This window comes from Streptomyces sp. cmx-18-6 (assembly GCF_046548915.1).
Taxonomy (GTDB): Bacteria; Actinomycetota; Actinomycetes; order Streptomycetales; family Streptomycetaceae; genus Streptomyces.
Genome location: NZ_JAEBEP010000008.1, coordinates 69,373 through 94,261 on the forward strand (window position 1 = coordinate 69,373; position 24,889 = coordinate 94,261).

The 24,889-nt window shown below is 72.4% G+C and carries 20 protein-coding genes; 12 read left to right on the plus strand and 8 right to left on the minus strand.

Going from position 1 to position 24,889, the window contains the following annotated elements:
- Positions 1-19: 19 nt before the first annotated feature.
- The 4 genes from ACLJPL_RS20005 to ACLJPL_RS20020 are packed head-to-tail and all read left to right on the plus strand — an operon-like array spanning position 20 to position 5,698.
- The gene (locus ACLJPL_RS20005; protein ID WP_411082216.1) at positions 20-1,093 is read left to right on the plus strand and encodes a FecCD family ABC transporter permease; all 1,074 of its coding nucleotides are present in this window, start codon (positions 20-22) and stop codon (positions 1,091-1,093) included.
- Positions 1,090-2,157 (plus strand): FecCD family ABC transporter permease, encoded by a 1,068-nt coding sequence (locus tag ACLJPL_RS20010; protein WP_411082217.1) that lies wholly within the window; start codon positions 1,090-1,092, stop codon positions 2,155-2,157. Before ACLJPL_RS20005 ends, ACLJPL_RS20010 begins: the two co-directional genes overlap by 4 nt.
- Positions 2,154-3,881 (plus strand): ABC transporter transmembrane domain-containing protein, encoded by a 1,728-nt coding sequence (locus ACLJPL_RS20015; protein WP_411082218.1) that lies wholly within the window; start codon positions 2,154-2,156, stop codon positions 3,879-3,881. The genes ACLJPL_RS20010 and ACLJPL_RS20015 overlap by 4 nt, the downstream gene beginning before the upstream one ends.
- Positions 3,878-5,698, plus strand: a complete 1,821-nt coding sequence (locus ACLJPL_RS20020) for an ABC transporter ATP-binding protein (RefSeq protein WP_411082219.1) — start codon at positions 3,878-3,880, stop codon at positions 5,696-5,698. Before ACLJPL_RS20015 ends, ACLJPL_RS20020 begins: the two co-directional genes overlap by 4 nt.
- Here the strand turns inward: ACLJPL_RS20020 and ACLJPL_RS20025 are convergent.
- The gene (locus tag ACLJPL_RS20025; protein ID WP_411082472.1) at positions 5,688-6,284 is read right to left on the minus strand and encodes a DUF1345 domain-containing protein; all 597 of its coding nucleotides are present in this window, start codon (positions 6,282-6,284) and stop codon (positions 5,688-5,690) included. The two genes, ACLJPL_RS20020 and ACLJPL_RS20025, sit on opposite strands and share 11 nt — an antisense overlap.
- A gap of 235 nt (positions 6,285-6,519) precedes the next feature.
- Between ACLJPL_RS20025 and ACLJPL_RS20030 the strand changes: the two genes are divergently transcribed.
- The 3 genes from ACLJPL_RS20030 (at position 6,520) to ACLJPL_RS20040 (ending at position 11,971) form a co-directional block, all read left to right on the plus strand.
- A complete protein-coding gene (locus ACLJPL_RS20030; RefSeq protein ID WP_411082220.1) occupies positions 6,520-8,853 on the plus strand; it encodes an FdhF/YdeP family oxidoreductase in 2,334 nt (777 codons plus the stop codon).
- Positions 8,854-9,026: 173 nt separating this feature from the next.
- Positions 9,027-11,102 carry a neutral/alkaline ceramidase gene (locus ACLJPL_RS20035; protein ID WP_411082221.1) on the plus strand — a complete coding sequence of 692 codons (2,076 nt, stop codon included), beginning with the start codon at positions 9,027-9,029 and terminating at the stop codon, positions 11,100-11,102.
- A 110-nt stretch (positions 11,103-11,212) separates the two neighbouring features.
- Positions 11,213-11,971 (plus strand): IclR family transcriptional regulator, encoded by a 759-nt coding sequence (locus ACLJPL_RS20040; protein WP_411082222.1) that lies wholly within the window; start codon positions 11,213-11,215, stop codon positions 11,969-11,971.
- A gap of 11 nt (positions 11,972-11,982) precedes the next feature.
- Here the strand turns inward: ACLJPL_RS20040 and ACLJPL_RS20045 are convergent, their stop codons facing one another.
- Together ACLJPL_RS20045 and ACLJPL_RS20050 are read right to left on the minus strand one after the other, a co-directional pair.
- Positions 11,983-13,713, minus strand: a complete 1,731-nt coding sequence (locus tag ACLJPL_RS20045) for an acyl-CoA dehydrogenase family protein (RefSeq protein WP_411082223.1) — start codon at positions 13,711-13,713, stop codon at positions 11,983-11,985.
- A gap of 75 nt (positions 13,714-13,788) precedes the next feature.
- The gene (locus ACLJPL_RS20050; RefSeq protein ID WP_411082224.1) at positions 13,789-14,355 is read right to left on the minus strand and encodes a PadR family transcriptional regulator; all 567 of its coding nucleotides are present in this window, start codon (positions 14,353-14,355) and stop codon (positions 13,789-13,791) included.
- A 116-nt stretch (positions 14,356-14,471) separates the two neighbouring features.
- On the opposite strand from ACLJPL_RS20050, the gene ACLJPL_RS20055 reads away from it, so the two are divergent.
- The gene (locus ACLJPL_RS20055) at positions 14,472-15,365 is read left to right on the plus strand and encodes a pentapeptide repeat-containing protein (protein ID WP_411082225.1); all 894 of its coding nucleotides are present in this window, start codon (positions 14,472-14,474) and stop codon (positions 15,363-15,365) included.
- Between the two features lie 103 nt (positions 15,366-15,468).
- Here ACLJPL_RS20055 and ACLJPL_RS20060 read toward each other — a convergent pair whose 3' ends face one another.
- From ACLJPL_RS20060 to ACLJPL_RS20075, 4 genes are all read right to left on the minus strand, one after another.
- Positions 15,469-17,502: a CocE/NonD family hydrolase gene (locus ACLJPL_RS20060; RefSeq protein WP_411082226.1), complete on the minus strand. Its 2,034-nt coding sequence runs from the start codon at positions 17,500-17,502 to the stop codon at positions 15,469-15,471.
- A gap of 56 nt (positions 17,503-17,558) precedes the next feature.
- Positions 17,559-18,875 (minus strand): acetyl-CoA carboxylase biotin carboxylase subunit family protein, encoded by a 1,317-nt coding sequence (locus tag ACLJPL_RS20065; protein WP_411082227.1) that lies wholly within the window; start codon positions 18,873-18,875, stop codon positions 17,559-17,561.
- A gap of 115 nt (positions 18,876-18,990) precedes the next feature.
- The gene (locus ACLJPL_RS20070; RefSeq protein ID WP_411082228.1) at positions 18,991-19,719 is read right to left on the minus strand and encodes a GAF and ANTAR domain-containing protein; all 729 of its coding nucleotides are present in this window, start codon (positions 19,717-19,719) and stop codon (positions 18,991-18,993) included.
- Between the two features lie 596 nt (positions 19,720-20,315).
- A complete protein-coding gene (locus ACLJPL_RS20075; protein WP_411082229.1) occupies positions 20,316-20,792 on the minus strand; it encodes an STAS domain-containing protein in 477 nt (158 codons plus the stop codon).
- Positions 20,793-21,093: 301 nt separating this feature from the next.
- On the opposite strand from ACLJPL_RS20075, the gene ACLJPL_RS20080 reads away from it, so the two are divergent.
- Positions 21,094-21,825 carry a GAF and ANTAR domain-containing protein gene (locus ACLJPL_RS20080; RefSeq protein WP_411082230.1) on the plus strand — a complete coding sequence of 244 codons (732 nt, stop codon included), beginning with the start codon at positions 21,094-21,096 and terminating at the stop codon, positions 21,823-21,825.
- Positions 21,826-21,984: 159 nt separating this feature from the next.
- Here ACLJPL_RS20080 and ACLJPL_RS20085 read toward each other — a convergent pair whose 3' ends face one another.
- Positions 21,985-22,221, minus strand: coding sequence for a DUF5133 domain-containing protein (locus tag ACLJPL_RS20085; RefSeq protein WP_411082231.1), 237 nt, complete (start codon positions 22,219-22,221; stop codon positions 21,985-21,987).
- 960 nt (positions 22,222-23,181) lie between these two features.
- On the opposite strand from ACLJPL_RS20085, the gene ACLJPL_RS20090 reads away from it, so the two are divergent.
- The 3 genes from ACLJPL_RS20090 to ACLJPL_RS20100 are packed head-to-tail and all read left to right on the plus strand — an operon-like array spanning position 23,182 to position 24,750.
- Entirely contained in the window at positions 23,182-23,508 is a 327-nt protein-coding gene (locus ACLJPL_RS20090; RefSeq protein WP_411082232.1) for a plasmid stabilization protein, read from the plus strand.
- Positions 23,509-23,554: 46 nt separating this feature from the next.
- Complete coding sequence (locus ACLJPL_RS20095; RefSeq protein ID WP_411082233.1) at positions 23,555-24,028, plus strand: DUF5709 domain-containing protein; 474 nt, start codon at positions 23,555-23,557, stop codon at positions 24,026-24,028.
- A gap of 53 nt (positions 24,029-24,081) precedes the next feature.
- Positions 24,082-24,750, plus strand: coding sequence for an HAD family hydrolase (locus tag ACLJPL_RS20100; RefSeq protein ID WP_411082234.1), 669 nt, complete (start codon positions 24,082-24,084; stop codon positions 24,748-24,750).
- The last annotated feature ends 139 nt before the right edge of the window (positions 24,751-24,889 follow it).

Here is a 24,889-nt window from a genome sequence, read left to right on the forward strand (position 1 = left end):
GAGCCTGCCGAGGACGACGATGACCACCACCGCATCACCCCCCACCACGGGGCAGGCCGTGCCGGACCCGCGCGACACCGCGGGTCCGGTCCGCCGGCGCCACCGGCACCGCACGCTGATCCTGCTGGCGGCGCTCGCGCTGCTGCTCGTCACGGCCGTCCTCAGCGTGATGGTCGGCGCGCGGCCCATCGCGCCGGGGACCGTCTGGGACGCGCTGCTGCACTTCGACGATTCCGACGAGCAGGTGATGGTCCGTGAACTGCGGGTGCCGCGCACCGTGATCGGGCTCGTCACCGGCATGGCGCTGGGCCTGAGCGGGGCGCTGATCCAGGCGTTCACCCGCAACCCCCTGGCCGATCCCGGCATCCTCGGCGTCAACGCGGGCGCGAGCCTCGCGGTGACGTTCGCGGTCGCCGTGCTGGGGTTCACCGCCGCGAGCCAGTTCATCTGGTTCGCGCTGGCGGGCGCTTTCGGCCTCACCGTGCTCGTCTACACCCTCGGCTCGATCGGCGCGGACCGGGGCGCCCCGGTGAAACTCACCCTGGCCGGCGTCGCGTTCACCGCCGTGTGCGGCGGCTTCACCTCCGCCATGGTGCTCAAGTCCACCGCCACCTTCGACGTGATGCGGTTCTGGGGCGTCGGCTCCATCGGCGGCCGGTCCCTGGACATCCTCCCGATCGCGCTGCCGCTCATCGGCGCGGGCCTCGTGCTGGGGCTGCTCAGCGCGGGCTCCCTCAACGCCCTGGCCCTCGGTGACGACCTCGCCCAGTCCCTGGGCACGCGCCTCGCGCTCACCCGGGTGGTCCTGATCCTCGCCGTCACCCTGCTGGCCGGGACCTCCGTCGCCGTCGCCGGTCCGATCTCGTTCGTGGGGCTGATGGCGCCGCACATCGTGCGCTGGTTCGTGGGGCCCGACCAGCGCTGGATCCTGCCCGTCACGGTCGTCGCCGCCCCCGCCTTCCTGCTCGCCGCCGACATCGTCGGCCGCGTCGTGCTGCCCTCCGGGGAGCTGCGGGTCGGCCTCGTCACCGCGCTCGTCGGCGCGCCCGTCCTCGTCGCACTGGTCCGACGCCGGAAGGTGAGCTCCCTGTGACCGCCCAACCCCTCGCCGAACGGGCCGACTTCGGGCGGCCCGCCTGGGCGCTGCGCCGGGGCGGAGCCTCGCTGCGCGTCGAGCGGCGCTCCGTCCTGGTCTGCGGCGCGCTGGTCCTGGTGGTGGCCGCCCTCGGCGTCCTCACGCTCGCCACCGGCTCCATCCAGCTCACCCCCGCCCAGGTGCTCTCCGCGCTGTTCGACCCGGACGCCGAGCCCCGTACACGGCTGGTCGTCGTCACCTGGCGGCTGCCGAAGCTGCTGTTCGCGGTGGTCTGCGGGGCGGCGCTCGCGGTGAGCGGGGCGCTCTTCCAGTCGCTCACGAAGAACCCGCTGGGCTCCCCCGACGTGATCGGCTTCGCGTCCGGTTCGTACGCGGGGGCCAGCGTGGTCATGCTCGTGCTCGGGACCGCCGACTACCTGGCCGTCGCCACGGGTTCGCTGATCGGCGGGGCCGCTACCGCGCTCCTGGTGTACGTGCTCGCCTACCGGGGCGGCGTACGCCCCTTCCGGCTCATCATCGTCGGCATCGCGGTCGGCGCGTTCCTCAGCTCGATCAGCTCGATGCTGCTCCTCGCCGTCAGCCCGCAGAAGGCGATGCTGGTGGCCACCTGGGGCGCGGGCTCCCTCAGCGGGCTCGGCTTCGAGCAACTGCGGCTGACGGCACTCGTGTTCGCCGCCCTGCTGATCTGCTCGGCCGGCGTGGTGCGGCCCCTGGTCCACCTGGAGATGGGCGACGACACCGCCCTGGCGCTCGGGGTGAACGCCCAGCGCGCCCGGCTCACCGCCACCGTCGCCGGGGTCGCGCTCACCGCGCTGGTGACGGCGGCGGTCGGGCCGATCGCGTTCATCGCCCTCGCCGCACCGCAGATCGCCCAGCGGCTGACCCGGAGCTCCACCACGCTGCGGATCGCCCCGGCGGCGCTCACCGGCGCGGCGGTCCTGGTCGCGGCCGATTTCATCGCCCAGCGGGTGGACCTGCCCGTGGGCGTCGTCACCGTGTGCGTCGGCGGGGCCTATCTGGCCTGGCTGCTCGCGCGCCAGTACAAGGGCGGCCGCCGATGAGTTCCCCCGAAACCGGGAGCACCGGGTCCGTCCGGGCGCTCTTCCGGGTGGCCCTGCTGCGCGACGGGCGCGGTCTGCGGATCGGGCTCACCACCGTCGCGTTCATGGTCCACCAGCTGTGCGAGGCGCTGGTGCCGATCCTCATCGGCGTCGTCATCGACCGGGCGATGGCCCCGGCGGACCGCACCGCCCTGTTCCGGTGGCTGCTCGCGCTCGGCGGGGTCTTCGTCGTGTTGTCGCTGTCGTACCAGCGCGCGTCGTCGTCGATGGTCACGGTGTACGGCTACGGGGAGCACGAGCTGCGGCAGCGCGCGATGACCCGGCTGCTGGACCCGCTGTCGCTGCGCCGCCGCCCCGGCTCCGGCGAGGCGCTCTCGCTGGTCTCGTCCGACACGTACCGGGTGGCCGGGGTCTCGTGGAGCGTCGTCCAGCAGGCGTCCACGATCACCGCGATCCTCACCGCTTCGGTCGCGCTGCTGGTCATCTCCGTACCGCTGGGCGTGGGCGTCATCGCCGGGACCGTCCTGATGCTGGTCGTCATGCGGCGCGTCTCGATGCCGCTGGAGGCCCGGGGGCTTGCCGAGCAGGGGTCGGCGGCGCGGGCCAGCGAGGTGGCCACCGACCTGATCACCGGGATACGGGTGGTCGCCGGGATGAACGCCCGGGCGGAGGCCGCCCGTCGCTACCGCACCGCGAGCGACGCCTCACGGCGCGGTGCGGTCGCCGCCTCGCGGTCCGTGCTGGCGTACGGCGGTCTCAGTCTGCTGCTGTCGGGGGTGTTCCTCGCGGTGCTCGCGACGGCGTCCGGGCATCTCGCGCTGGACGGACACATCACCATCGGCCAGTTGGTGACGGTGCTGGGACTCGCGCAGTTCCTCCAGGGCGCGCTCGCCCATGTCGGCGCCTTCGCCTCGAACTGGATCCACAAGCGGGCCTCCGCGCGCCGCCTCGGCGAACTGATCGACGCACCGCCCCTGATAGAGCCGCTGCCGACCGGAACCGGCCCCGGCTCGGCCCCGCCGCCGACCGACCCCGCAGAACCCGGCTCGACCGAACCGCCGACCGACACCGCCCCCGGCCGCGGCCCGTCCCTGCTCCGCTGGCACCCGCCCGGCCACGGCGAGCCGCTCGACCTGCGCCCCGGCGAGCTCGTGGGCGTCGTCCCCCGCCATCCCGCCCACGCCCGGGAGCTCAGCGACCGGCTCGGCTACCGGGTCCCCCTGCCCCGCGGCGAGCTCCTGATCGGCGGGGTCGACGCGGTCGACCTGGGCCCCGACCGGGTACGCGCCCGGGTCGTCGCCCCGCCCCACCACGGCGCGGTGTTCTCGGGCACCCTGCACGCCAACCTGGTCCCCCGGGGCGGCACGGTGGACCCGGCGGTCACCGGGGCGGCCATGCTCGACGACGTACGCGAACAGATCGGGGGCGACCTGGCCGAGGTCGGGGAGCACGGCCGCCGGCTCTCCGGCGGTCAGCGCCAACGGCTGCTGCTGGCCCGCGCGTTGCACAGCCAAGCCGATCTCGTCGTCCTCGACGAACCGGCCACCGCCGTCGACCCGGTGACCGAACAGCGCATCGCCGAGGGGCTGCGCGGTCTGCCGTCCACCATCCTCCTGATCACCGCCGGCCCGATCCTCCTCTCCGCCTGCGACCGGGTGGTCGAGCTCGGCCACCCCGGCCACCAGGGCGATGACCGCCACGACCCGAACGGACTCCCCCGGTGACCCCGACCCCCGAGCCGGCGGACGCGCCCGCCGCCGCCCTCCCCGTCGCCGGCGCGCGCCGGACCCGCGAGGAGATCCTCCGCCGCCTCCGCGCACACCGCGGCCGGCTCGTCGCGGCGCTGCTCACCCTGCTCGGCGGCACGGCGGCCACGCTCGCCACTCCCCCGGTCCTCGGGGGCATCGTGGACGCCGTCGCGGACAACGCCGGGCGGGGCAGGGTGACGGTCCTCGGGATCGCCCTGGTGGCCGCCACCGCGGCCGGGGCCGCCCTCGCCTACGCGGGCGGCCGGATGCTGGTGGCGCTCGTCCAGGAGGTGCTGGCGGAGCTCCGCGAGGACGTCTTCGAGACCGCGGTCCATCTGCCCGTCAACACCCTGGAGAGCAGCGGCAGTTCCGATGTCGTCTCCCGGGTCACCCGCGATGTCGAGGCGGTCTCGGAGGCGGCCCTGGACGTCCTTCCCGATGTGACGAACGCGAGCTTCACCATCGGTCTGAGCCTGGTGGGCCTCGCCGTCCTCGACCTCCGCCTCGCGCTGGCCGGGCTCGTCTGCCTGCCCGTCCACGTCTACGCCACCCGGCGGTTCCTCAGCCGCTCGCACCGCGTGTACGGGGACATCCGCAGGCTGGAGTCGGCGCGCGGGCAGTCCGTCGTCGAGGCGGTGCGCGGGGCCGAGTCCATCCGTGCGTACCGCACCCAGGGCCACCACCTCGACGCCCTGGCCGGCCGCAGCGTCCGGGCCGTCGAGCGGCAGCGGGACGGGGTGAAGCTGCGCAACCGGTTCACCGGGCTGCTGAACGCGGCGGAGTTCCTCGGTCTCGCCGCCGTCCTGGTGACGGGTTTCGCGCTCTTCGGCTCGGGGGCGATCACCCTCGGCGCGGCCACCGCCGCCGCCCTCTACTTCCACCGCCTGTTCGGCCCGGTCGGGGCGCTCCTGGGCAGCCTGGACGACGTCCAGCGGGCCACCGTGGGGCTGTCGCGCCTGGTCGGGGTCACGGACCTGGGCCGCCACCACGTCCGCCCCGGGGAGGAGGCGGCGCGGGGGGCCGGGCGGCGCCCGGACATCGACGTCGAGGAGGTCTCGTACGCGTACGACGGCACGCGCCCCGCCCTGCGCGAGGTCTCGCTCCACGTGCCCGCCGGCACCAGCCTCGCCCTGGTCGGCGCGAGCGGCTCGGGCAAGAGCACCCTGGCCCGGCTCGTCGCGGGGATCGGCGCTCCGGACCGGGGCCGCATCACCGTGGGCGGCGAGGCCGGGACCTCCGGCGTCCCGGCCTCGCGCTACCTGGTCACCCAGGAGGTCCACCTGTTCGGCGGCACCCTGGCCGAGAACCTGAGGCTGGCCCGGCCCGACGCCACCGACGACCAGCTCCGCCACGCCCTGCGCGAGGCCGGGGCCGGCTGGGCCCTTGACCTGGACCCGGACGCCGGGCTCGACGCCGTCCTCGGCCCGGCCGGCTCCCCGCTCGACGACGGGGCCGTCCAGCACCTGGCGCTGGCCCGGGTCCTGCTGGCCGACCCGCCCGTCGTCGTCCTGGACGAGGCCACCGCCGAGTCGGGCCCGGGGACCCGCGCCCTCCTCCAGGGGGCGCTGGCCCGGGTGACCGAGGGCCGCACCGCCGTGGTCGTCGCCCACCGGCTGGAGCAGGCGCGCCGGGCGGACCGGATCCTGGTCCTGCGGGGCGGCGAGGTCGCCGAACAGGGCACGCACGACGAACTGCTGGCCGCCGGGGGCGAGTACGCGGCGCTCTGGGCGGCCCACGACCGGGCCGGACCGGAGCGGATCGCCCCTTTCGACCCCGCACGCGTCAGCCCGTGACGATTCCGGTGACGAGGTTGATGGTGGTGGCCAGGATGCTCGCGCCGAAGACGTACGACAGGAGGCAGTGCCGCAGGGCGACCGCGCGGATCGTGGAGCTGGAGACGTCGGTGTCGGAGACCTGGTAGGTCATGCCGAGGTTGTAGCTGAAGTAGAGGAAGTCGACGTACTTCGGCGGGTCCGGGGAGTTGAAGTCGATCCCGCCCTCGACGGGCAGGTAGTAGAGGTACGCGTACCGGGTGGCGTACATCAGGTGGAGCGACGCCCAGGCGGTGAAGACACCGCACAGCGCGGTGGCCGCGGCGGCGTGGCTCAGGTCGGACTTCCCGATCAGGAGCAGCACCACGATGCCGACGAGTCCGCACAGGGCGGCCGCGACGACGACCAGTTCCTCGAAGGCGGGCCGGAACTCCTCACGGCCGACGTTGTGGTGGGTGGTGGCCGCGTCCATGGGCCAGAGCGCGGTCCATCCCGCGACGACGAAGATGGTCTCGGCGGCGGCGATGCCGGCGAGGATCCCCAGCGGGGTGTTGGTCAGCGCGGCGGTGGCCGCGCCGACGACCGCCCCGAGGGCCGCCGAGACCATGAGCCGGGGGACGGCGGGGAGCACCGGGCGGCGGGGCAGGGGCCTCACACGTGGCCTCCTCGGCGGCTCGGCGGATTCGGCGGATTCGGCGGATCGACTCCTCGTACGGCTGCCTTCCGCACGACCGCCATCCCACTGCACCGGGCCGTGCTCCGCACCCCGCCGCAGGCCGAGTGGCGTAGGGGAGCACCCCTGCATAGCCTGCCCGGGAGTCCGTTTTGCCCCCCGTGCCCGCATGGTCGAAGGGTCGAGAGCCTTGAGCACCCACCGCGACGAGCAGGACCCGCCGGAGCCCGCTGTCGGCCCGGCCCCCGAGGGCGAGCCCCGGTTCCGGCCCTACCGCCACCCGGCGGCGGGCTGGGGCGCGGCGGAGAGCGTGACCCGCTTCCTGGCGCGCGAACGGTCCCCGGTGGACGGCCCCCGCGCGATCATGAGGATGAACCACGAGGACGGCGGGTTCGACTGTCCCGGGTGCGCGTGGCCGGACGACCTCAAGGGCCTGCACCTGGACATCTGCGAGAACGGGATCAAGCACGTCACCTGGGAGATGACCCGCAAGCGGGTCGGGCGGGAGTTCTTCGCCGCCCATTCGGTGACCGAGCTGTCCGGGTGGAGCGACTACGAGCTGGAGAACCAGGGGCGGCTGACCGGGCCGATGGCGTACGACCCCGAGTCGGACCACTACGTGCCGATCAGCTGGAAGGACGCGTTCGAGGTCGTCGGGGCGGCGCTGCGCGGTCTGGACGACCCGAACCGGGCGGCGTTCTACACCTCGGGCCGGCTCGGCAACGAGGCCACGTTCCTCTACCAGCTGATGGCCCGTGAACTGGGCACGAACAACCTCCCGGACTGCTCCAACATGTGCCACGAGGCCAGCGGGCGCGCCCTCACGGCGTCTCTGGGCACGGGAAAGGGGACCGTCGACCTCCGGGACTGGGAGAGCGCCGACGCGCTGTTCATCCTGGGGGTCAACGCCGCGTCCAACGCCCCCCGGATGCTCACCGCCCTCGCCGAGGCCCACCGGCGGGGCGCGCGGATCGTGCACGTCAACCCGCTCGTGGAGGCGGCGGCCACCCGCACCATCGTCCCCCACGACTTCGTGGACATGGCGCTCTTCAAGTCGACGCCGACCAGCACGCTGAACCTCCAGCCGCGCATCGGCGGGGACATGGCGCTGCTGCGGGGCATGGCGAAGGCGGTCCTGGAGCGGTCGGCGTCCGATCCCCGGGCCCTGGACCAGGAGTTCATCGACCGGTACACCACCGGCTTCGCGGAGTACCGGGCGCTGTGCGAGGCGACGCCGTGGGAGGAGATCGAGAGGCAGTCGGGGCTGAGCCGCGCCGACGTCCTGAAGGCGGCACGGGTGTACGGCGAGGCCGACCGCTCCATCGTGAGCTGGTGCCTGGGCCTCACCCAGCACGAGCACGGCGTCGACACCGTCCGGGAGATCGTCAACCTGCTGCTGCTCCGCGGCAACCTCGGGCGGGAGGGCGCGGGCCCCTCCCCCGTACGCGGGCACAGCAACGTCCAGGGCAACCGGACCTGCGGGATCGACCACCGCCCCGCCGACGCGTTCCTGGACCGCCTGGCGGAAGCCTGCGGGATCACACCGCCCCGGGAGCACGGGCTCGACACGGTCGGGACGATCGAGGCGATGCGGCGCGGCGAGATCGAGGTGTTCGTCGCGATGGGCGGGAACTTCGCCAGGGCCGCGCCCGACACCCCGGCCACCTTCGCGGCGCTGCGCTCCTGCGGCCTGACCGTCCAGGTGAGCACCAAGCTGAACCGGAGCCACCTCGTCCACGGCCGCCGGGCCCTGATCCTGCCGTGTCTCGGCCGGACCGAGAAGGACCGTCAGCGCACGGGCGTCCAGTCCACCTCCGTGGAGGACTCGATGAGCATGGTCCACCTGTCGGTCGGCATGAAGCGCCCCGCCTCCCCGCATCTGCTCTCCGAACCGGCCATCGTCGCCGGGATGGCCCGGGCCGCCCTGCCCGACAGCGCGACGCCCTGGCACTGGTACATCGAGGACTACGACCGTATCCGCGACACCATGGCCAAGGCCCTGGACGGCTTCGAGGACTTCAACCGGCGGGTGCGCCTGCCGCTCGGCTTCCGCCTGCGGCAGCCCGCCCGGGAGCTGGTCTTCCTCACCCCGTCCGGGCGCGCCGAGTTCTCCGCCGCCGCCCTGCCCGACGTCGTGCCCGCACCCGGCACGCTGGCGCTGGGCACCATGCGGTCCCACGACCAGTGGAACACCACCATTTACTCGGACGACGACCGCTACCGGGGCGTCGAGAACCTGCGCACGCTGGTCTTCATGAACCGGGCCGACATGCGCGAACGCGGCATCAGCGACCTGGGCCCGGTCGACATCACGAGCACGGCGAAGGACGGCAGCCGGCGGCGTCTCAACGGCTACACGGCCATTCCGTACGACATCCCCCGCGGCTGCGCGGCCGGGTACATGCCGGAGATGAACGTGCTGTGCGCGCTCGGCGACTACAGCACCCAGAGCGACCAGCCGATCATGAAGCACGTCAAGGTGACCATCGTTCCGGCGGCCTGAACGGGCCCGGTCCTCCGCCATTCCTGAGGGTTGCTCATTTACTGGCCGGTAGAGATCTGTACGGCGCGGGTCGCCCACCTCTACGGTCGGGGCAGCGCTCCGGGTCCCGCCGATGTCGGTGAGCCGCCGACCGGGCCCCGGGATCCCGCACGTCTCCCGCCCCAGGAGGTCCGATGCCACCACCCCCCGCCCCGCGCCGCCCCCGCCGCCCGCGCCGAAAGCTCCCCGCCCTCGCGCTCGCCGCGACGCTGGGGGCCCTCTCCCTCGGCTCCCCCTCCCCCGCGGCGGCCTCGCAGACCGCCGCCGACGCCGGGGACCATCTCGTCGGGCTCGGCATCGCCGACGTCACCGGGGAGGCCGCCGAGACCGGGATGATGGGCTACTCCAGCTTCGACCAGAAGACGTCCGGCATCCACCAGCGCCAGAGATCACGGGCTTACGTCGTCGTCGACCGGGCGACCGGCAAGCGCGTGGTCTACGTCAACGCCGACCTCGCGATGATCTTCCAGTCCGTGCGGCAGGGCGTCCTCGCACGCCTCAAGGAGCGCTACGGCGGCCTGTACGGCGAGGAGAACGTACTGCTCTCCGCCACCCACACCCACTCGGGCCCCGGCGGCTACTCCCACCACGTCGCGTACAACCTCTCCGTGCTCGGCTTCCAGAACGGCACCTACCGGGCCATCGTCGACGGCATCGCCGAGTCCGTCGCCAAGGCGCACGACGACCTGAAGCCCGGCGACATCAGCCTGGGGACCGGCACCCTCACCAACGCCAGCGTCAACCGCTCCCGCGAGGCGTTCGACCGCAACCCGGCGGCCGACCGGGCGGCCTTCCCCGGCGGGATCGACCCGGCGATGACCGTGCTGCGGTTCCGGCAGGGCGGGAAGGACGCGGGCGCGATCAGCTGGTTCGCCACCCACAACACCTCGATCACCAACAAGAACACGCTCATCAGCCCCGACAACAAGGGCTATGCCGCCTACGCCTGGGAGCACGACCACGAGGGCGTGCGCTATCTCGACAACACCCCTGGATTCGTCGCCGCGTTCCCCAACACCAACGCCGGGGACATGTCCCCCAACCTCAATCTGAAGCCCGGATCGGGGCCCACCGAGGACGAGTTCGAGAACGCCCGCGTCATCGGCGAGCGCCAGCTCGACAAGGCCCGCGAGGTCTACCGGGACGCGAAGCCGGTGGCCGGCGGCGTCGACTCCCGCCTCGTGTACGTGGACATGGAGAACGTCACCGTAAGCGGCCAGTACACGAGCGACGGCAAGGAGCAGCGCACCTGTCCCGCCGTCGTGGGCGCGTCCACGCTCGCGGGCAGTGTGGAGGACGGCCCCGCGATCCCCGGCTTCGAGGAGGGCACGCGCACCCCGGTCGCGGGCATCATCGACGCGCTGCGCATCGACACCCCGTCCTGGCTCGCGACCTGCCAGTACCCGAAGGCGAGCCTGATCCCCACGGGCCTGCTGAGCAACGTCCACCCGGTGACCCCGAAGATCCTGCCGCTCCAGATCATGAGGATCGGGGAGCTGTACCTGGTGGCGGGCCCGGGCGAGTTCACGATCACGGCCGGGCTCCGGGTCCGCCGGACCGTGGCCCAGGAGCTGGGGGTCCCGCTGGAGCGCGTGCTGCTCCAGGGGTACGCCAACGCCTACAGCCAGTACGTGACGACGCCGGAGGAGTACGACACCCAGAACTACGAGGGCGGCTCCACGCTCTACGGCCGCCACACCCTGCCCGCCTACCAGCAGGAGTACGCCCGGGTCGCGGCCTCCCTCCGCCAGGGCACCGCGCTGGAGCGGGGCGCCGCGCCGCCGGACGAGTCGGCCCGGCAGTTCACGTTCCAGACGGGCGTCGTGTACGACAACCCGCCGCTCGGCAAGTCGTTCGGCTCCATCCTGACCGCCCCGGCCGCCTCCTACGCGCGCGGCGCCACGGCCACCGTCGAGTTCGCCACCGGGCACCCGAAGAACAACGTGCGCCGGGGCTCGACCTTCCTGGAGGTCCAGCGGCTGGAGAACGGGAAGTGGGTGCGGGTGCTGGACGACGGCGACTGGGACACCACGTACCGGTGGACCCGGACCAACGGTCTGACCGGTACGTCGAAGGCCACGATCACCTGGGACGTCGGGGCGGACACCGCCCCGGGCACGTACCGGATCGTGCACCACGGGGACGCGAAGAACCTGCTGGGGAGGATCACGCCGTTCACGGGGGCGTCCCCGGCGTTCCGCGTGACCTGACGTGACCGGGTGAGGTGGCGGGGGCGGGGGCCCGATCGCGGGGCCCCGCCCCCACCACGGGTTTCCGTACACGAGATGCCGCGCCCCGGCGCCGGGTCCATGCTGGTGCCATGGGTGACCAGGCCGGTCCCGAGTTCGCCGTGTCCGTCCAGCAGGACCTCCGGTTGCTGGAGGCCGCGGGGGCGCACCCGGAGGGCGCCCCCGCGCCGCGGCTCGCCCGGGAGACCGAGCTGCCGGAGGCCGTGGCCCTGCGCTACCTCCGTACGCTCGCCGATGAGGGCTATCTCAAGGAGCTGGACGACGGAGCGTTCGCCCTCGCCGACCGGGGCCCGTCGCCGGGCGCGGGATTCGACGACAAGACGGGGACCCAGCGCATCCGCCCCCTGTTGACCGCGCTGCGCGACAGCCTCTCCGCCGCCTCCTACCTGACGCTGTACGAGGAGGGGGAGATCCGGGTCCTCCAGATCGTCGACAGCCCGCGGGCCCCCCGGGTCGACATCTGGGTGGGCTTCGAGGACGCCGGGCACGCCACCGCGCTGGGCAAGAGCGTGCTCGGCGCGCTGGACGAGCGAGACCGCGCGGGCTATCTCGCCCGGCACCCCCTGACCGACCTCACGTCCCACACCATCACGCGCCGGGAGGAGCTGTTCCAGGAGCTCGACGCGTCGCCCACCGCCCCGCTCTCCATGGACCGGGAGGAGTACGCGCGCGGCACGACCTGCATCGCCGTGCCCGTGTACAACGGCGACCAGGTCGGTTCGCTCGGCATCTCCTTCCGGTCGGACCGGATGTACCGGACCAGCGAGGTGCGGGCCGAGCTGCTGTCGGCGGCCCTGCGGGTCACCCGCCGGCTCACGATCCCGGAGTGACGGCCGGGGCGCTACTGGGCCATTTCGTACGCCCCCGACAGCGCCTCCACGCGCTCCCAGATCCGCGCCGAACGCGCCGCGTCGACGACGGGACGGCGTACCGCGCCCAGCGCCCACGCCTGCTGCTCCTCGGTGGCGGAGTCCTTGCCGTGCAGCTCGACGGCGTGCGCGGAGAAGTCGCGTACGAGCACGGCGAACAGCTCGTCCAGCAGGTCCTGGTCCAGGCCGGAGCGCCGGGCCTGCTCCAGGATCAGCTGAGCGTGCACGACGAGGGCGAACAGCTGGCCGACCGCGAGGAGAAGGTCCAGGTCACGGCTCTGCTCCTCATCGGGGGCCGCCGTCTCGACGAACGTGCACAGGGCGTCGGCCTGCTCCCGGAAGCGGGCGACGTTCGGCGCATCGGCGTACGCGTCGAACGCGGGCCGCCAGTCGTGGAACCGTACGGCTCCCAGCCCCCGGGCCGGTCCCTGCCGGAACAGGAAGTCGTCGTCGGCCGCGTCGAGGCGGGAGGGGACGGGCGCGTGGTCGACGGGGTTCAGCAGGTGGTTGCGCATGAACTTGAGGATCAGCGCGAGGTTGACGTGGACCGTGCCCTCCAGCTTGGGGAGGCTGCGGATCTCGACGGCGGCCTGGGCGAAGTAGGTGTCCTTCTCGAAGCCCTTGGCGGCGATGACGTCCCACATCAGGTCGATGACCTTCTCGCCCTCCGTGGTCACCTTCATCTTCGTCATCGGGTTGAAGAGGAGGTAGCGGCGGTCGTCGGGCCCGGCGGAGCGGAAGTAGTCGACGGCGCGGTCGCTGAAGAGCTTCATCCCGACGAGCCGGACGTACGCGTCGGTCAGCTCGCGGCGCACGTGCGGGAAGGCGGTGACGGGGCGGCCGTAGAGGATGCGGTTGCTCGCGTGGGTGACGGCCTCGTACATCGCGTGCTCGCAGATGCCGATGGAGGCGGTGCAGAGGTTGAACTTGCCGACGTTGACGGTGTTGAGCGCGGCGTCGAAGGCGGCGCGGCCCGTGTGCAGGATGTCGGCGGGCTTCACCGGGTAGTCGGCGAGGCGGAACTCGCTGACGTACTTGGAGGAGTCGACGACGTTCTTGACCAGGTGGTACGCCTCGTGGCGGCTGTCGGCCGCGAAGAAGACGTAACCGTCCGGGCCCTCGACGTCGGTGCGGCGGCCGAAGACGGAGACGAGACCGGCGGCGTTGCCGTTGCCGATGTAGTACTTGGAACCGGAGGCCCGGAAACCGCCCGCGACGTCGCTGTCCGGCTCCAGCAGCATGTCGGTGGAGTAGATGTCCGCGCCGTGGGTCTTCTCGGAGAGGCCGAATGCGAACACCTCGCCCTGGGAGAGGAGTTCGGCCGCCCGGGCGCGCGCCTCGGCGTTGTCGCTCTGCCAGACCGGCCCGAGGCCGAGGATCGTCACCTGCCAGGCGTACCAGTAGTCGAGACCGTAGAAGCCGAAGATCTCGTTGAGGGCGGCGATCCGGGCGGTGTCCCAGCGCTGGTGCTCGTTCCCGGCCTCGGCGGCCGGGGTGAGGAAGGCGGCGAACAGGCCCTCCTTCGCGGAGAAGGCGAGGAAGTCGCCCAGCCAGGCGCGGGTGCGGTAGTCCTCGATCAGCCGGCGCTTGCCCCGCGCCTCGAACCAGTCGACGGTGGCGCGCAGCAGCCTGCGGGTCTCCGGGTCGAAGTGCTGGGGGTCGTAGGTGCGCGGGTTGAAGAGCGGGGACGCGGACTCAGCCATGGAGATCGCCTTCCGGTGAGGGTGAGGGTGAGGGTGAGGTTTTTTCGGTGGTGCGGAGGTGGCTCCGGACGCCGTTCAGGCGTCCTGGCCCGGCGCTCCGAGCCGGTGGAGGGTGTCGAGTACGTCGTCGAGCCAGGCGATGGTCATGCGCTCGTACGCGATGCCGCCGCGCAGCACGACGTGCTGGAGCTCCTGGCCCGCGTCCGGCGGCGTGGGCGCGTCCGGCCCGGTGAAGTCGCGGACCTCGCCGGCGAGGTAGTGGGTCAGGCGGTCCCGGTGGGCCTGGCGGTGGCGCTCGACCTCGCGGATCAGGGCGGCCGGGTCGTCGAAGGCCGCGCCCCGGATCTTGACGGCGAGGTCGTGCCTCAGGCTCTCGGGTTCGATCGGCTTGTGCAGCCACGCGGCGAGGGCGGTGCGGCCGGGGCCGGCGACGGAGTACTCCTTCTTGTCCGGCCGCCCCTGCTGCTCGACCGCGCGGACGACGAGTCCGCCGTCCGCCTCCATGCGCGCCAGGACGCGGTAGATCTGCTGGTGGCTGGCGGTCCAGAAGTAGCCGATGGACCGCTCGAACCGCCGGGCCAGCTCATAGCCGGAGCCGGGTTTCTCCAGCAGGGAGACGAGAATCGCGTGTTCGAGCGCCATACGGCGATCCTTCTATGCAACTCGTTGCATAGACAAGTCGCGGAGGCCGGGTGAGACACGGCTCACCCGGGCCCTGCGGCATCCCCGGCGGTCAGCCTCTCCCGGCCCCGGGGACAATGGAGGCCGCCGCACGGCCCACGTCCGCCCGCCGACCCACTCCGGGAAGAGCCACCGCCTTGTCCCAGCAGCTTCCGCTCACCGACCACCCCGACCTGCGGGCCGACTGCGGGAACTGCTTCGGCCTGTGCTGTGTGGCTCTGCCCTTCGCCCGCTCGTCGGACTTCGCCGCGGACAAGGCGGCGGGGGCCCCGTGCGGCAACCTCCAGGAGGACTTCGGCTGCGGGATCCACGAGCGGCTGCGCGAGCGGGGCTACTCGGGCTGCACGGTGTTCGACTGCTTCGGGGCGGGCCAGAAGGTCTCCCAGGTCACCTTCGGGGGCCGCAGCTGGCGCGAGGAGCCGGAGTCGGCCCGCACGATGTACGAGGTCTTCCCGGTGGTGCGGCAGCTGCACGAGCTGCTGCGGTACGCGGCGGAGGCCCTGGACCTCCCGGCGGCGAAGCCCGTCCACCGCGACCTGCGCCGGGCCTACGACAGGCTCGACGCGCTGACCCGGGACACCGCCGAAACCCTGCTCGCCGTCGACGTACCGGCCCTCCGCGCAGAGGTGAACGCCCACCTCCTCCGCGCCAGCGAGCTCGCCCGCGCCGCCGTGCCGGGCAGGAGGAAGAACCATCGGGGCGCGGACCTCCTGGGCGCGCGGCTGCGCGGCGCGAAGCTGCGCGGGGCCACCCTGCGCGGGGCCTGCCTGATCGCCGCCGACCTCTCCCGCGCCGATCTGCGCGACGCCGACCTGATCGGCGCGGACATGCGCGACGCGAACCTGTGCGGAGCCGACCTCACCGGCGCCCTCTTCCTCACGCAGCCGCAGCTCAACGCGGCCCGGGGCGACGCGGCGACCGGGCTCCCGGCCGGTCTGCGGAGGCCGGAGCACTGGGCCGCCGCCAGGTGACGCCACCGGCGTGCGCGGGGCCCGCACGCCGCTCGGCCCTCCCCGGGCGATGTGCGGGGAGGGCCGAGCGGTCGTTGCGGTGGGAGTCCCGGGGTCGGGCGAGTCAGGCCAGGTGCCGGGGGACGGTCTCGTTCCAGGTGCGGGAGAAGACCCGGCGGCCGCCTTCGTAACCGTCCAGGGTCGCGTCGACGGTGAACTCCTCGGCGTTCGACGTCAGGACGGTGCTCGTCTCGACCCGCACGTCCCAGCCGGGCCGGGAGAAGCGCATCGTCCACGACGAACGGCCGCTCAGGGACGAGAAGTCGTCGGCCACGGAGGTGTACCGCTCGCAGGCCCGGAGCCCCACCTCGATGCCGTTCTCCTCGTACCGCTGCAGCCCCCGGTCCTTCACGATGTCCAGGGCGGACTGGTAGTCCACCAGGCTCCTGGAGACGGTCCACGCCTGCTCGGGCTCGGTCAGCCGGGTGACCGGGGGCGGCCTGCACCCCTCCGGTTCGCCGAAGGCCGCCTGGGGCATGCCGTCCGGCTCCTCGACGGGGCGTACCGGCAGGGTCAGCGCCGCGCCGTCCTCGTGGACGGTCAGCAGGGCCGGTTCCGGGGCCGGCCACACCAGCGGCCAGTACGACGTGGAGAGGGAGATCCGGATGCGGTGCCCGGGCGGGAACGCCTGCGCGACGCCGTTCAGCGGAATCCGGGCGTGGCAACGGGTGCCCGGCTCCAGCGGTTGCGGGTGCTCCTCGCTGTCGCGGTGGGTCAGGTTCAGCACGCCGTACGTCACCCGGGTGGCGCGGCCGTCCGGCGCGACGTCGGAGAGCCTGACCGTGACCTGGGCGACGGGAGCGGAGGCCGACACCTCCAGGTCGACGGCCGGGGAGCCGAGGATCTCCACCCGCTCGGGCAGCGGTTCCGTCTCGAAGACCAGGGAGCCGCCGTCCTCCTCGCGCTGGTCGTAGGGCAGGTCGGGCGGGGCGTTGTAGGAGGCCCACTTGCCCGCGAACTGGCCGACCGACAGCGGCGACTGGACCGTACGCGTACGGCCGCGCGGCAGGTCCTCCCCGTCGTCCGCCGTCACGATGGCGGAGCCCCGCAGCGGGTGCACCACCTCCTTGATGTGCGGCGAGGGCCAGGAGGGTTCGGCGACCCAGCGGCCGGGGCGCTCCTCGTACGACGTGGAGGGCGGGACGCTCTCCTGCATCCAGGTCCGGAGCATCGGGCCGTCCATGACCCCGTTGTCGACGCCCTTGAGCCAGTGGTCCCACCACTTGACGACCTCCTGGAGGTAGCCGATGGCCGGGCCGGGCTCCCCCAGGTGCGGCAGCTTGTGGGACCAGGGGCCGATCAGCCCCTTGCGGGGGACGTCGACGCCTGCCAGGAGCCGGGTGACGGCGTTGGAGTAGCCGTCGGCCCAGCCGCTGGAGGCGAGGACGGGGCATTGCAGTTGTGCGTAGTCCTCGCTGAGCGAGGCGTGCCGCCAGTAGGCGTCGCGGTGCGGGTGGCGGAGCCATTCGAGGACCCAGGGGCGGGCGGAGTCCAGCCGCTCCTGCCACATGGCGCGCCACGCGTCCCCGACGACTTCGGGGTCGGGCGGGCAGGTGGCGTACGCGAACATCGTGCCGGCCTCGGCGAGGTTGTCGGAGAGCATCGCGCCGCCGAGGTAGTGCATGTCGTCCGCGTACCGGTTGTCGGTGAACGAGGCGATGACGATGGCCTTCAGGCTCTCGGGCCTGCGCGCGGCGGTCTGGAGCGCGGCGAAGGCGCCCCAGGAGATGCCCATCATGCCGGTGTTCCCGTCGCACCAGGGCTGGGCGGCGACCCAGTCCAGCACCGCTTCGGCGTCGCGCTGCTCCTGCTCCAGGTACTCGTCCAGCAGGACGCCCTCCGACTCCCCGGTCCCCCGCAGGTCCACGCGGACGCACGCGTAGCCGTGGCCCGCGATGTACGGGTGGTGGATGGCGTCCCGGGTCGAGGTGAGGTCGTTCTTGCGGTACGGGATGTACTCCACGACCGCGGGGACGGGTTCCTCGTCGGACGTGACCGGCCGCCAGATCTTGGCGGACAGACGCACCCCGTCCGGCATGGTGATGGTGACGTGGTTCTCTTCCTGGGTCTCGTGCGGCAACTGTTCGACGAATCGCATACCGATGGCGGGTTCCTTCCTGACGTCTGGTCCGGTGTCGTCGGATACCCGGGATCTCACGCGGAATTCAGTCCGCGGCCGCCCGGCTCCGTCTCGTCGAAGCTCAGACCGAGGGCGGCGACGCACTGGTCGAACTTGCGGCGGAGGTCGGCCTCGTCGTCGCCGCCGGTGAAGATGTGGGCGACTTCGTAGCTGTAGCTGTCCTGGGCCCTGACCGAGGAGAGCCGCTGGCCCTCGGAGGGGACCATGTCGATGTGGACGCCCGGGATGTCCCGCTCGATGGCGGCGATGTCCTCGGCGGTCGGCACCTGGTGGACGCGGCCCTCGCCGAACCAGCGGTAGTACCACTTGGCGGCCACGCGGTAGGGGCCGCCGCCCGGCCGCACGGCGGGGTCGCCGCCCAGGGCCAGCTGGAACATGCGGTGGTGGTTGGGCACGCCGTCGACGAAGGCGAACATCTCCGCGTGCGACTGGGAATGCCGGGGATTGATCTCCAGCAGGCTGACGTCGGCGGTCTTCGGGTCGTAGAAGAACTCGATGCTGAACGTGCACGACTCCATGCCGATCTGCCGCATGGTGCGTTCGCTGACCTCGTGCAGCCGCTGGATCACCGGGGCGGGGAGCGTGCTCGGATACTGGTGGCGCAGGAAGGACGAGGAATCGGGATAATTGATCGAGTCGAGCACGCCGTAGACGGTGACCTCGCCCTTGTGCACATATCCCTCGACGGCCACCTGGATACCCGTCATGGCCTCCTCGGCCAGACAGACCTGGCCGCCGACGCCGGCCATCTCCGGCGGGAGTTCCAAACGGTCGAGGATGGCCTCGAAAGGCTTTCCCACCCGGGCTATGCCGTCGCGTATCTCCGCGACCGCCGCCCGGAATTCCGCCATGTCGGACACGCCGAATGCCAGCTCGGACGAGTAGGCCAGGGCGGGCTTCACCCACATGGGGAAGCTCATGCCCTCCGGAGGCTGCGGATCATCGCTCTGGAGGTCCACCATGCCGAAGCGGGGATATTCGTCGATGACCTTCTGCTGCTCCAGCCGACACCAGTACTTGTGCTCGCACTTGACGACGGATTCCAGACTGGTGCTGGTCGTCCCGTACTCCTGGCTCAGCAGCGGGACCAGGGTGCTCACCGGGAAGTCCCAGTAGCCGACGATGGCGTCGATACTGCCCTCGTGCGCGTCGAGCACGGCGCGGGCACGGGTCAGGAGTTCGTCGACGGTGGTGGCGTCCTCCTGCAACTCCTTGATGTCGAGAAGCGGGTGGAGGCGATGGTCCTCGGCGTCCGGAACGGCCTCCAGGGTGCGCAGGTTGGCCTCGTCCATTCCGATGATGAAGATGTTCTTGCGCTGGTCTCGGGACACTGGAATTCCTCTCGCGTCGGGCAGCAGGGTCCTGCGCCGTCTACCCCGGTGCGAGTGTTCAAACGGAGGCCGGCCGGCGGCGGGAATCACAGAAGTCCCTTCTGCCGCGGCTGAGTCACCCCCGGGGCTGGATCCGCGCCTCGGGGGGAGTCTCGCCCGTGATACTGGCGATCAGCTCGGCGCAGAGCACCCGGAGTTTGACGTTGCGGTGCTGGGATGCCGTGCGCAGGACCTCGAAGGCCCTCTCCGGGGTGCAGCGCTGCTGGCCGACGACCACGCCGATCGCCTGGTCGATGACCGTACGGGACTGGAGGGCGGCCTCCAGATCGGCGGCGAACTCCTCGGTGTCCGCGATGCGTTGGGCCAGCGCGATGGCCCCGGTGGCCTGAGCGGTGAGCAGCCTGAGCGCCGTCAGGTCGGCGTCGTCGAAGGCGTTCGGGAGCGGCGCGTACAGATTGAGGGCCCCGGCGGTGTGGCTGTGCGGGGCGATGGGCAGCGACAGCGAGGACCGGGCGCCGCAGACGGCGGCGTAGGCGGGGTAGTCGGCCCAGCGGCTCTCCCGCAGGGTGTCCGGCACGCTGACCTCCAGGCCGGTGCGCATCGCCTGGAGGCACGGGCCGTCGTCCTGCCCGTACTGGGCCTCGTCCAGCTTCGTGGCGCTGGCTCCCGCGCTGGACACGGTGACGGGGCGCCCCTGTCTCTCCAGCGTGATGCCGCACCCGTCGGCCGCTTCCACCAGGGCCAGGGCGTTGCGGGCGAGAGCCTGGAGGAAGTCGTCCAGCGATGTCGTCTCCAGGAGCAGCGCGGTCGTGTCCGGCGCCTCGGCCACGGGCCTGTCAGTCATGATCATCTCGTTCTGGGCGGTGACCCGCCTCCCGAGAGGGCGGGGCAGAGCTGGCGCGGCGCGGTCCGGGCCGCTGGGACAGGGCAAGCCCCACTGGCGCACCGGGGGCCTGGGGACAGGCTCCGGGCGTGCAGCGGGGATTCAGGCGTTGACGAGCGAGGGCCGCGCGGGAACGGGCACGCCACCGGCCGTCGGCGCAGGACTGCTGAGGCGTCCCCATGGGGAGGGACGGGTCGACCTGGAGTGACGGGGGCACGACGCTTCGACGGGTGGGCTCGTCATCCGGGGGTCCGTCGCCGGTTGCTTCCCGCGGGCGGTACGCAATCGGGTCGCGGGCGGGCGGCTGCGGGCGGCCGGAGCGCGGACGCACGCGGTGCGGGCGGTTCCGGGGGCCGGGGCCACGACGGCGCGGCGGGACGGACAGCGGTTCACGGGAACTCCAAGGAGGCAGGAAGAAATCTCAAGGGCCGCTTCCTGACCTCCAGCGCTTCATTATGCCCCCTCGGCCGACACGGTCACCCCTGCGTCGCGGAGCCGGCCCGACGCGGCCCCGAAGCACCCCCGGAACATCCGCGCCCCGAAGTCCCGCGCCCCGGTCATCCCTTCGGAATGCGGGGCAGGGACGTGTCGGCGTACGGTCCGACCGCCCTGCCCGGAGACCGTACGACCTCCGATGGGACGCTCCGCCGGATCAGCTGCCGCTCCCTCGGGGTCGCCCCGGGGGCCGACCGGCACCCCCGGCCGCGGGACTCGGCGCCCTGAAGGGTGAGCGAGACGCGCAGGACCCGGTTGAGGCCCGCGGCGCTCAGCACCTCACGTGCCCTCTCGTGTCCCGCGACCACCGCGACGGACACGCCGCGCTCCTGGGCCAGTCCGCGGACGCGCAGCAGGACGCCCAGGGCCCGCGGGGTGAGCAACGGGGTGCGGAGGTCCACGATGAGCGTGCTCGGGCCGCAGCACGGCAGCAGCCGGGTGAGCTCCTGCTCGATCACCGACTCGTTGTCGAGGTCGACGACTTCCTCGATCTCCACGACCACGTGGGACTCGTCGAGGCGGTAGTTCGGCAAGGGCATCGCGTACTCCGTGGAAGCAGGGCTGTATGACGCGGCCGCTTCCTGACCTCTGCGCTGCGCCTGCCCCCGTTTCCGCGTTCGACACCACCTTCCTCGCGGCTCCTTTCTCGCGGCTCCTTCAGCCGGTTTCTCGCGGTTCCTTTCTCGCGGCTCCTCCGGCCGGCGCACGGCGGTGCCGCTCCCCTGGGGGCGCGTCCGTGGCGGTGCCGCTCCCCCCGGGCGCGTGTCCGTGGGGCGATGACGTCGCCTCCGCCGTCGTGCCATGCTGGCTGGAAGGGCTCCGGCCCGGAAGGGAGTGCCCATGACCGACGCCCTCACGCCCGGGCCGCCCGACCTCGTCTCTCTTCTTCTGGACACCGACACCCTGGACGACTTCCTCCAGGCGGTGGCCGAGAGCGCCCTGGCCCAGGCCCCCACCGCCGATGGCTGCGGCATCACGCTGGAACGCGAGGGCCGCCCGCTGACCGTGGTCAGCTCGGGCGGCAGCGCGCCGCCGCTGGACGAGGCGCAGTACGCGCAGGACGACGGCCCGTGCCTGGAGGCCCTGCGCGAGGGCCACGAGGTCAGCGTGGGCGACATGCGGGTCGAGGACCGCTGGAACGGCTATCCGGCGTTCGCCGTCGACCACGGGACCAGGTCGTCGCTCTCGCTGCCGATCGCCGCCCACTCCCACACGGCGGGCGCGCTGAATCTGTACTCCCCCAAGGAGGACGGCTTCGCCGAAGCCGATCTCGGCGGTCTGCGGGTGCTCGCCGCCCAGGCGACGGGCGCCATCGCCCTGGCTCAGCGGCTCTCCGACGCCCGGACGTTCACCTCCGACCTGGAAGCGGCTCTCCAGTCGCGCACGGTGATCGACCAGGCGATCGGCATCATCATGAGCCGGCGCCGCTGCTCCGCCGAAGAGGCTCTGAGGATGCTGCGCACCACCTCGCAGCACCGCAACGTGAAACTCCGTGCCCTGTGCGCGCAGCTCGTCGGCGGCGTCTCCGGCAACCCGCCGCCGGGCAGCGCCCGGCTCCGCCCCCGCGCGTAACCCCTCGTGCGCCCTGACCCATCTCGTGCGGCCCACGTGACCGTCTCGTGCGGCCCGCGTGACCATCTCATATGGCCCGTGTGACCGTCTCGTACAGCTTGCGTGACCCGCCTGAGGCAGAGGAAGGCCCGGGGCGCGGGCCCCGGGCCTTCCTCTGCCTCAGGCGGGCACCGAGGCGGTGACCGGGGGTTCTCTTCTCACGGCCGTGCGTTGCAGCTGCGCGCGGGCCGCGACGAGCGCCGCGGCGACGTCACGGGTGCCGGTGGAGACGCACAGGGTGTAACTCACGTCCTCCAGACGACGGGACGCGCCCTCATGACCTTCGCCGTGCTGTGCGAGGAGTTCTTCGTAGCGGCGCAGAAGTTCCTCGAGAACCGCGGGGTGTGCCATCAGCATCGCGCTCAGCCTTTCTCTCACCAACCAAGGGCGCCCGCGGACAGACGGGCGCGGTCAACGCTCTCGGAATTCGTTCCGCCGCCCTCACGGCGTGCTCGCCGCGAGAGGGGCGGGACGGGGCCGGACGAACAGCGGACACGCGACGACACGCCATCAGCAGCGCGTTTCGCATGCCCGGGGAAAGCCGAATACAGAAAGGAGAGGCAGGAGGTGACTCGGCGCCGTCGTGGTTCACCGTGAGAAACCTTGAGGAACACGGACGGATTCGAGTCGGCCGCTTCCTGACCTCTGCCCTATAACTGTGCCCAGCGGAGTGCCGTTCATGCAAGCGTGGGAGCCATGTCGGGCGCATCACGGGCCGGACGAAGCCCGTTCGCCACACTCCATGATCCCGTTCCGTCCCGAAAGGGATCTCTCCCGTCCGGCGCGTACGGCATGTTTAGCATCCGCGTCATGGGTACTTCTTCTGACAGGTATCCGGCGTACGCGGAACTCAGGTGCCGACGGGTTGGGAAAGCAGCCCTCGGCGCCGCTCAGAACACGGCCCCGCCCGGTCGGCGCAAGCGGCGCGAGGGTGGTCCGCCCACGCCGCACGGGCTGCGGGCGGGTTCCCCGGCGCCTGCGGCGGTGCGTCACTCCAGTGGCCGTGCGGGGGCGAAGAATCAGCGGCTTTCGCACCCGCCGGGCGGCGCGAGGGGTGAAACGGCAGGCGGCGCAAGGGCGAAAGCGCGGACGGCCCACGGTGATGCGGGCCGCCCATCTCGACATCGCGGTACGCCATTGGCATGAGCCGCGCCGCCAGGTGCGCGGAGCAGCCGGACGGACGTGCCGCGTTCCGTCCGGCGTTGTTTATTGGGGCTCGTACGGGAAACGCGGGTGGGCGTCCCTCGGGATATCGCCTCGACCGTGCCGATGGACGGCTCGCGGCCCCCGGGCGGCGAAACGGAGAAGGAGTACGTCATGCCTGCTGGATCCAATGCGAAGCGTGAACGTCAGTACGAGCACATCAAGGAGAGCCAGAAGGAGCGCGGGGCCTCCGAAGGGCGCGCCGAGGAGATCGCCGCACGGACGGTGAACAAGGAGCGGGCCCGGTCCGGCGAGTCCAGGACGGCGAGCAGGACGTCGACGCAGGACAAGAAGTCCGCCTACGAGCGCGGTGGGGAACGCTCCCACCGGGGCGCGCAGGGGCCGACCAGGGACCAGCTCTACGCGGAGGCGAGGAAGAAGAACATCGACGGGCGCTCCTCCATGAACAAGGACGAGCTGCGCAAGGCCCTCGGACGCTGATCCCGCCCGCGAAGGAGCCCCACGCACTGAGGAGGACGAGGACGTCATGAGCGATCAAGCACGCGGCGACGATGTGTACCAGCCGCAGGACGACGACGGCCAGAACCCGCCGAACGATGAGCTCGACATGGAGAACGCGCTCGGCGAACGGGACCTGGACGACCAGATGGAAGAGGGCTACTCCCCTCCCGAACGTCCTTTGGGTGTGAACAAGTTCGGCACCACGGGCGCGGAGGAGCGCGAGGGCGAATCGCTCGACCAGCGGCTCGCCCAGGAGGTGGCGGACGTCGAACCGCCGGACGGCGACGGCATCGGGGATGTCGCGGACGGCGAGGGCGAGCCCCAGGAGCGGATCGACGGCGACACCCGGGCGGGCCGGCTCGCGGCGGTGGACGACGCGACCGGCCGGCACACCGATGTGCTCGCCGAGGACGTCGGCATCGACGGCGGGGCCGCGTCGGCCGAGGAGGCGGCCGTGCACGTCACCGACGAGGCTGACGGCGGAGGCCGGGGAGCCTGAGAACCGGACGAATCCCGGCAGGGCCGGGGAGGTCGACGAAGGAACGGGTGCACATGGCAGGCGCGGCGATCTTCGACGTGGACGGCACGCTCACCGACACCAACCACCTGCACGTGGTGGCGTGGTGGGAGGCGTTCCGGCAGGCGGGGCACACCGTGCCGATGCCGGACATCCACCGGGCGGTCGGCCTCGGCTCCGGCGACCTGATCGAGCGGCTGCTCGGGGCCGACCGGGACCGTGACGGGGATTCCGCCATCGGCTCGGCGCACAAGGTGCTCTACGGGACGTACTTCGACCGCCTCCCCGCCTTCGAGGGCGCGGGCGATCTGCTGCGCACCCTCGCCGGGCGCGACTGGCGGGTCGTCCTCGCCACCTCGGCGAGCGGGGCGGAGCTGACGGCCCTGCGGCGGGCGGTGGACGCGGACGAGGCCATCCGGTCCACGGCGAGCTCGGACGACGTCGACGAGGGCAAGCCCTCCCCGGAACCCGTGCGGCTGGCCCTGGAACTGGCCGGTGTCCCTGCCGGGGACGCGGTGTTCGTCGGTGACACGGTGTGGGACATGGAGGCGGCGTCCCGCGCCGGGGTGCGCGCGGTGGCGGTGCTGTCGGGCGGCATTCCGCGCGCCGACCTGGAGCGGGCGGGGGCGGACGCGGTCTTCCGCGATGTCGCCGAACTGCTCGCGCACCTCGACGACAGCCCCTTCGGGCCCGGGTCGCTCTGATCAGCGCCCGGTCGCCCCGACGTGTCCGGCGGACGTACCGGCCGGCTTCCCGCTTCCGCGCCATGCCCCCGGCCGGCGTCGCGGAACTCCTCGGGATATCCCGGGCGCACGTCCCGCGTCCGATCGGCCGGTCCAGGGC

What these genes read in the sequence shown, in the direction of transcription:
- ACLJPL_RS20005 (WP_411082216.1), top strand. Translation starts at nt 20, where the DNA reads ATGACCACCACCGCATCACCCCCCACCACGGGGCAGGCCGTGCCGGAC.
- ACLJPL_RS20015 (WP_411082218.1), top strand. Translation starts at nt 2,154, where the DNA reads ATGAGTTCCCCCGAAACCGGGAGCACCGGGTCCGTCCGGGCGCTCTTC.
- ACLJPL_RS20025 (WP_411082472.1), bottom strand. Translation starts at nt 6,284, where the DNA reads ATGGTCTCGGCGGCCCTCGGGGCGGTCGTCGGCGCGGCCACCGCCGCG.
- ACLJPL_RS20030 (WP_411082220.1), top strand. Translation starts at nt 6,520, where the DNA reads ATGGTCGAAGGGTCGAGAGCCTTGAGCACCCACCGCGACGAGCAGGAC.
- ACLJPL_RS20035 (WP_411082221.1), top strand. Translation starts at nt 9,027, where the DNA reads ATGCCACCACCCCCCGCCCCGCGCCGCCCCCGCCGCCCGCGCCGAAAG.
- ACLJPL_RS20040 (WP_411082222.1), top strand. Translation starts at nt 11,213, where the DNA reads ATGGGTGACCAGGCCGGTCCCGAGTTCGCCGTGTCCGTCCAGCAGGAC.
- ACLJPL_RS20045 (WP_411082223.1), bottom strand. Translation starts at nt 13,713, where the DNA reads ATGGCTGAGTCCGCGTCCCCGCTCTTCAACCCGCGCACCTACGACCCC.
- ACLJPL_RS20050 (WP_411082224.1), bottom strand. Translation starts at nt 14,355, where the DNA reads ATGGCGCTCGAACACGCGATTCTCGTCTCCCTGCTGGAGAAACCCGGC.
- ACLJPL_RS20055 (WP_411082225.1), top strand. Translation starts at nt 14,472, where the DNA reads ATGGAGGCCGCCGCACGGCCCACGTCCGCCCGCCGACCCACTCCGGGA.
- ACLJPL_RS20060 (WP_411082226.1), bottom strand. Translation starts at nt 17,502, where the DNA reads ATGCGATTCGTCGAACAGTTGCCGCACGAGACCCAGGAAGAGAACCAC.
- ACLJPL_RS20070 (WP_411082228.1), bottom strand. Translation starts at nt 19,719, where the DNA reads ATGACTGACAGGCCCGTGGCCGAGGCGCCGGACACGACCGCGCTGCTC.
- ACLJPL_RS20075 (WP_411082229.1), bottom strand. Translation starts at nt 20,792, where the DNA reads ATGCCCTTGCCGAACTACCGCCTCGACGAGTCCCACGTGGTCGTGGAG.
- ACLJPL_RS20080 (WP_411082230.1), top strand. Translation starts at nt 21,094, where the DNA reads ATGACCGACGCCCTCACGCCCGGGCCGCCCGACCTCGTCTCTCTTCTT.
- ACLJPL_RS20085 (WP_411082231.1), bottom strand. Translation starts at nt 22,221, where the DNA reads ATGCTGATGGCACACCCCGCGGTTCTCGAGGAACTTCTGCGCCGCTAC.
- ACLJPL_RS20090 (WP_411082232.1), top strand. Translation starts at nt 23,182, where the DNA reads ATGCCTGCTGGATCCAATGCGAAGCGTGAACGTCAGTACGAGCACATC.
- ACLJPL_RS20095 (WP_411082233.1), top strand. Translation starts at nt 23,555, where the DNA reads ATGAGCGATCAAGCACGCGGCGACGATGTGTACCAGCCGCAGGACGAC.
- ACLJPL_RS20100 (WP_411082234.1), top strand. Translation starts at nt 24,082, where the DNA reads ATGGCAGGCGCGGCGATCTTCGACGTGGACGGCACGCTCACCGACACC.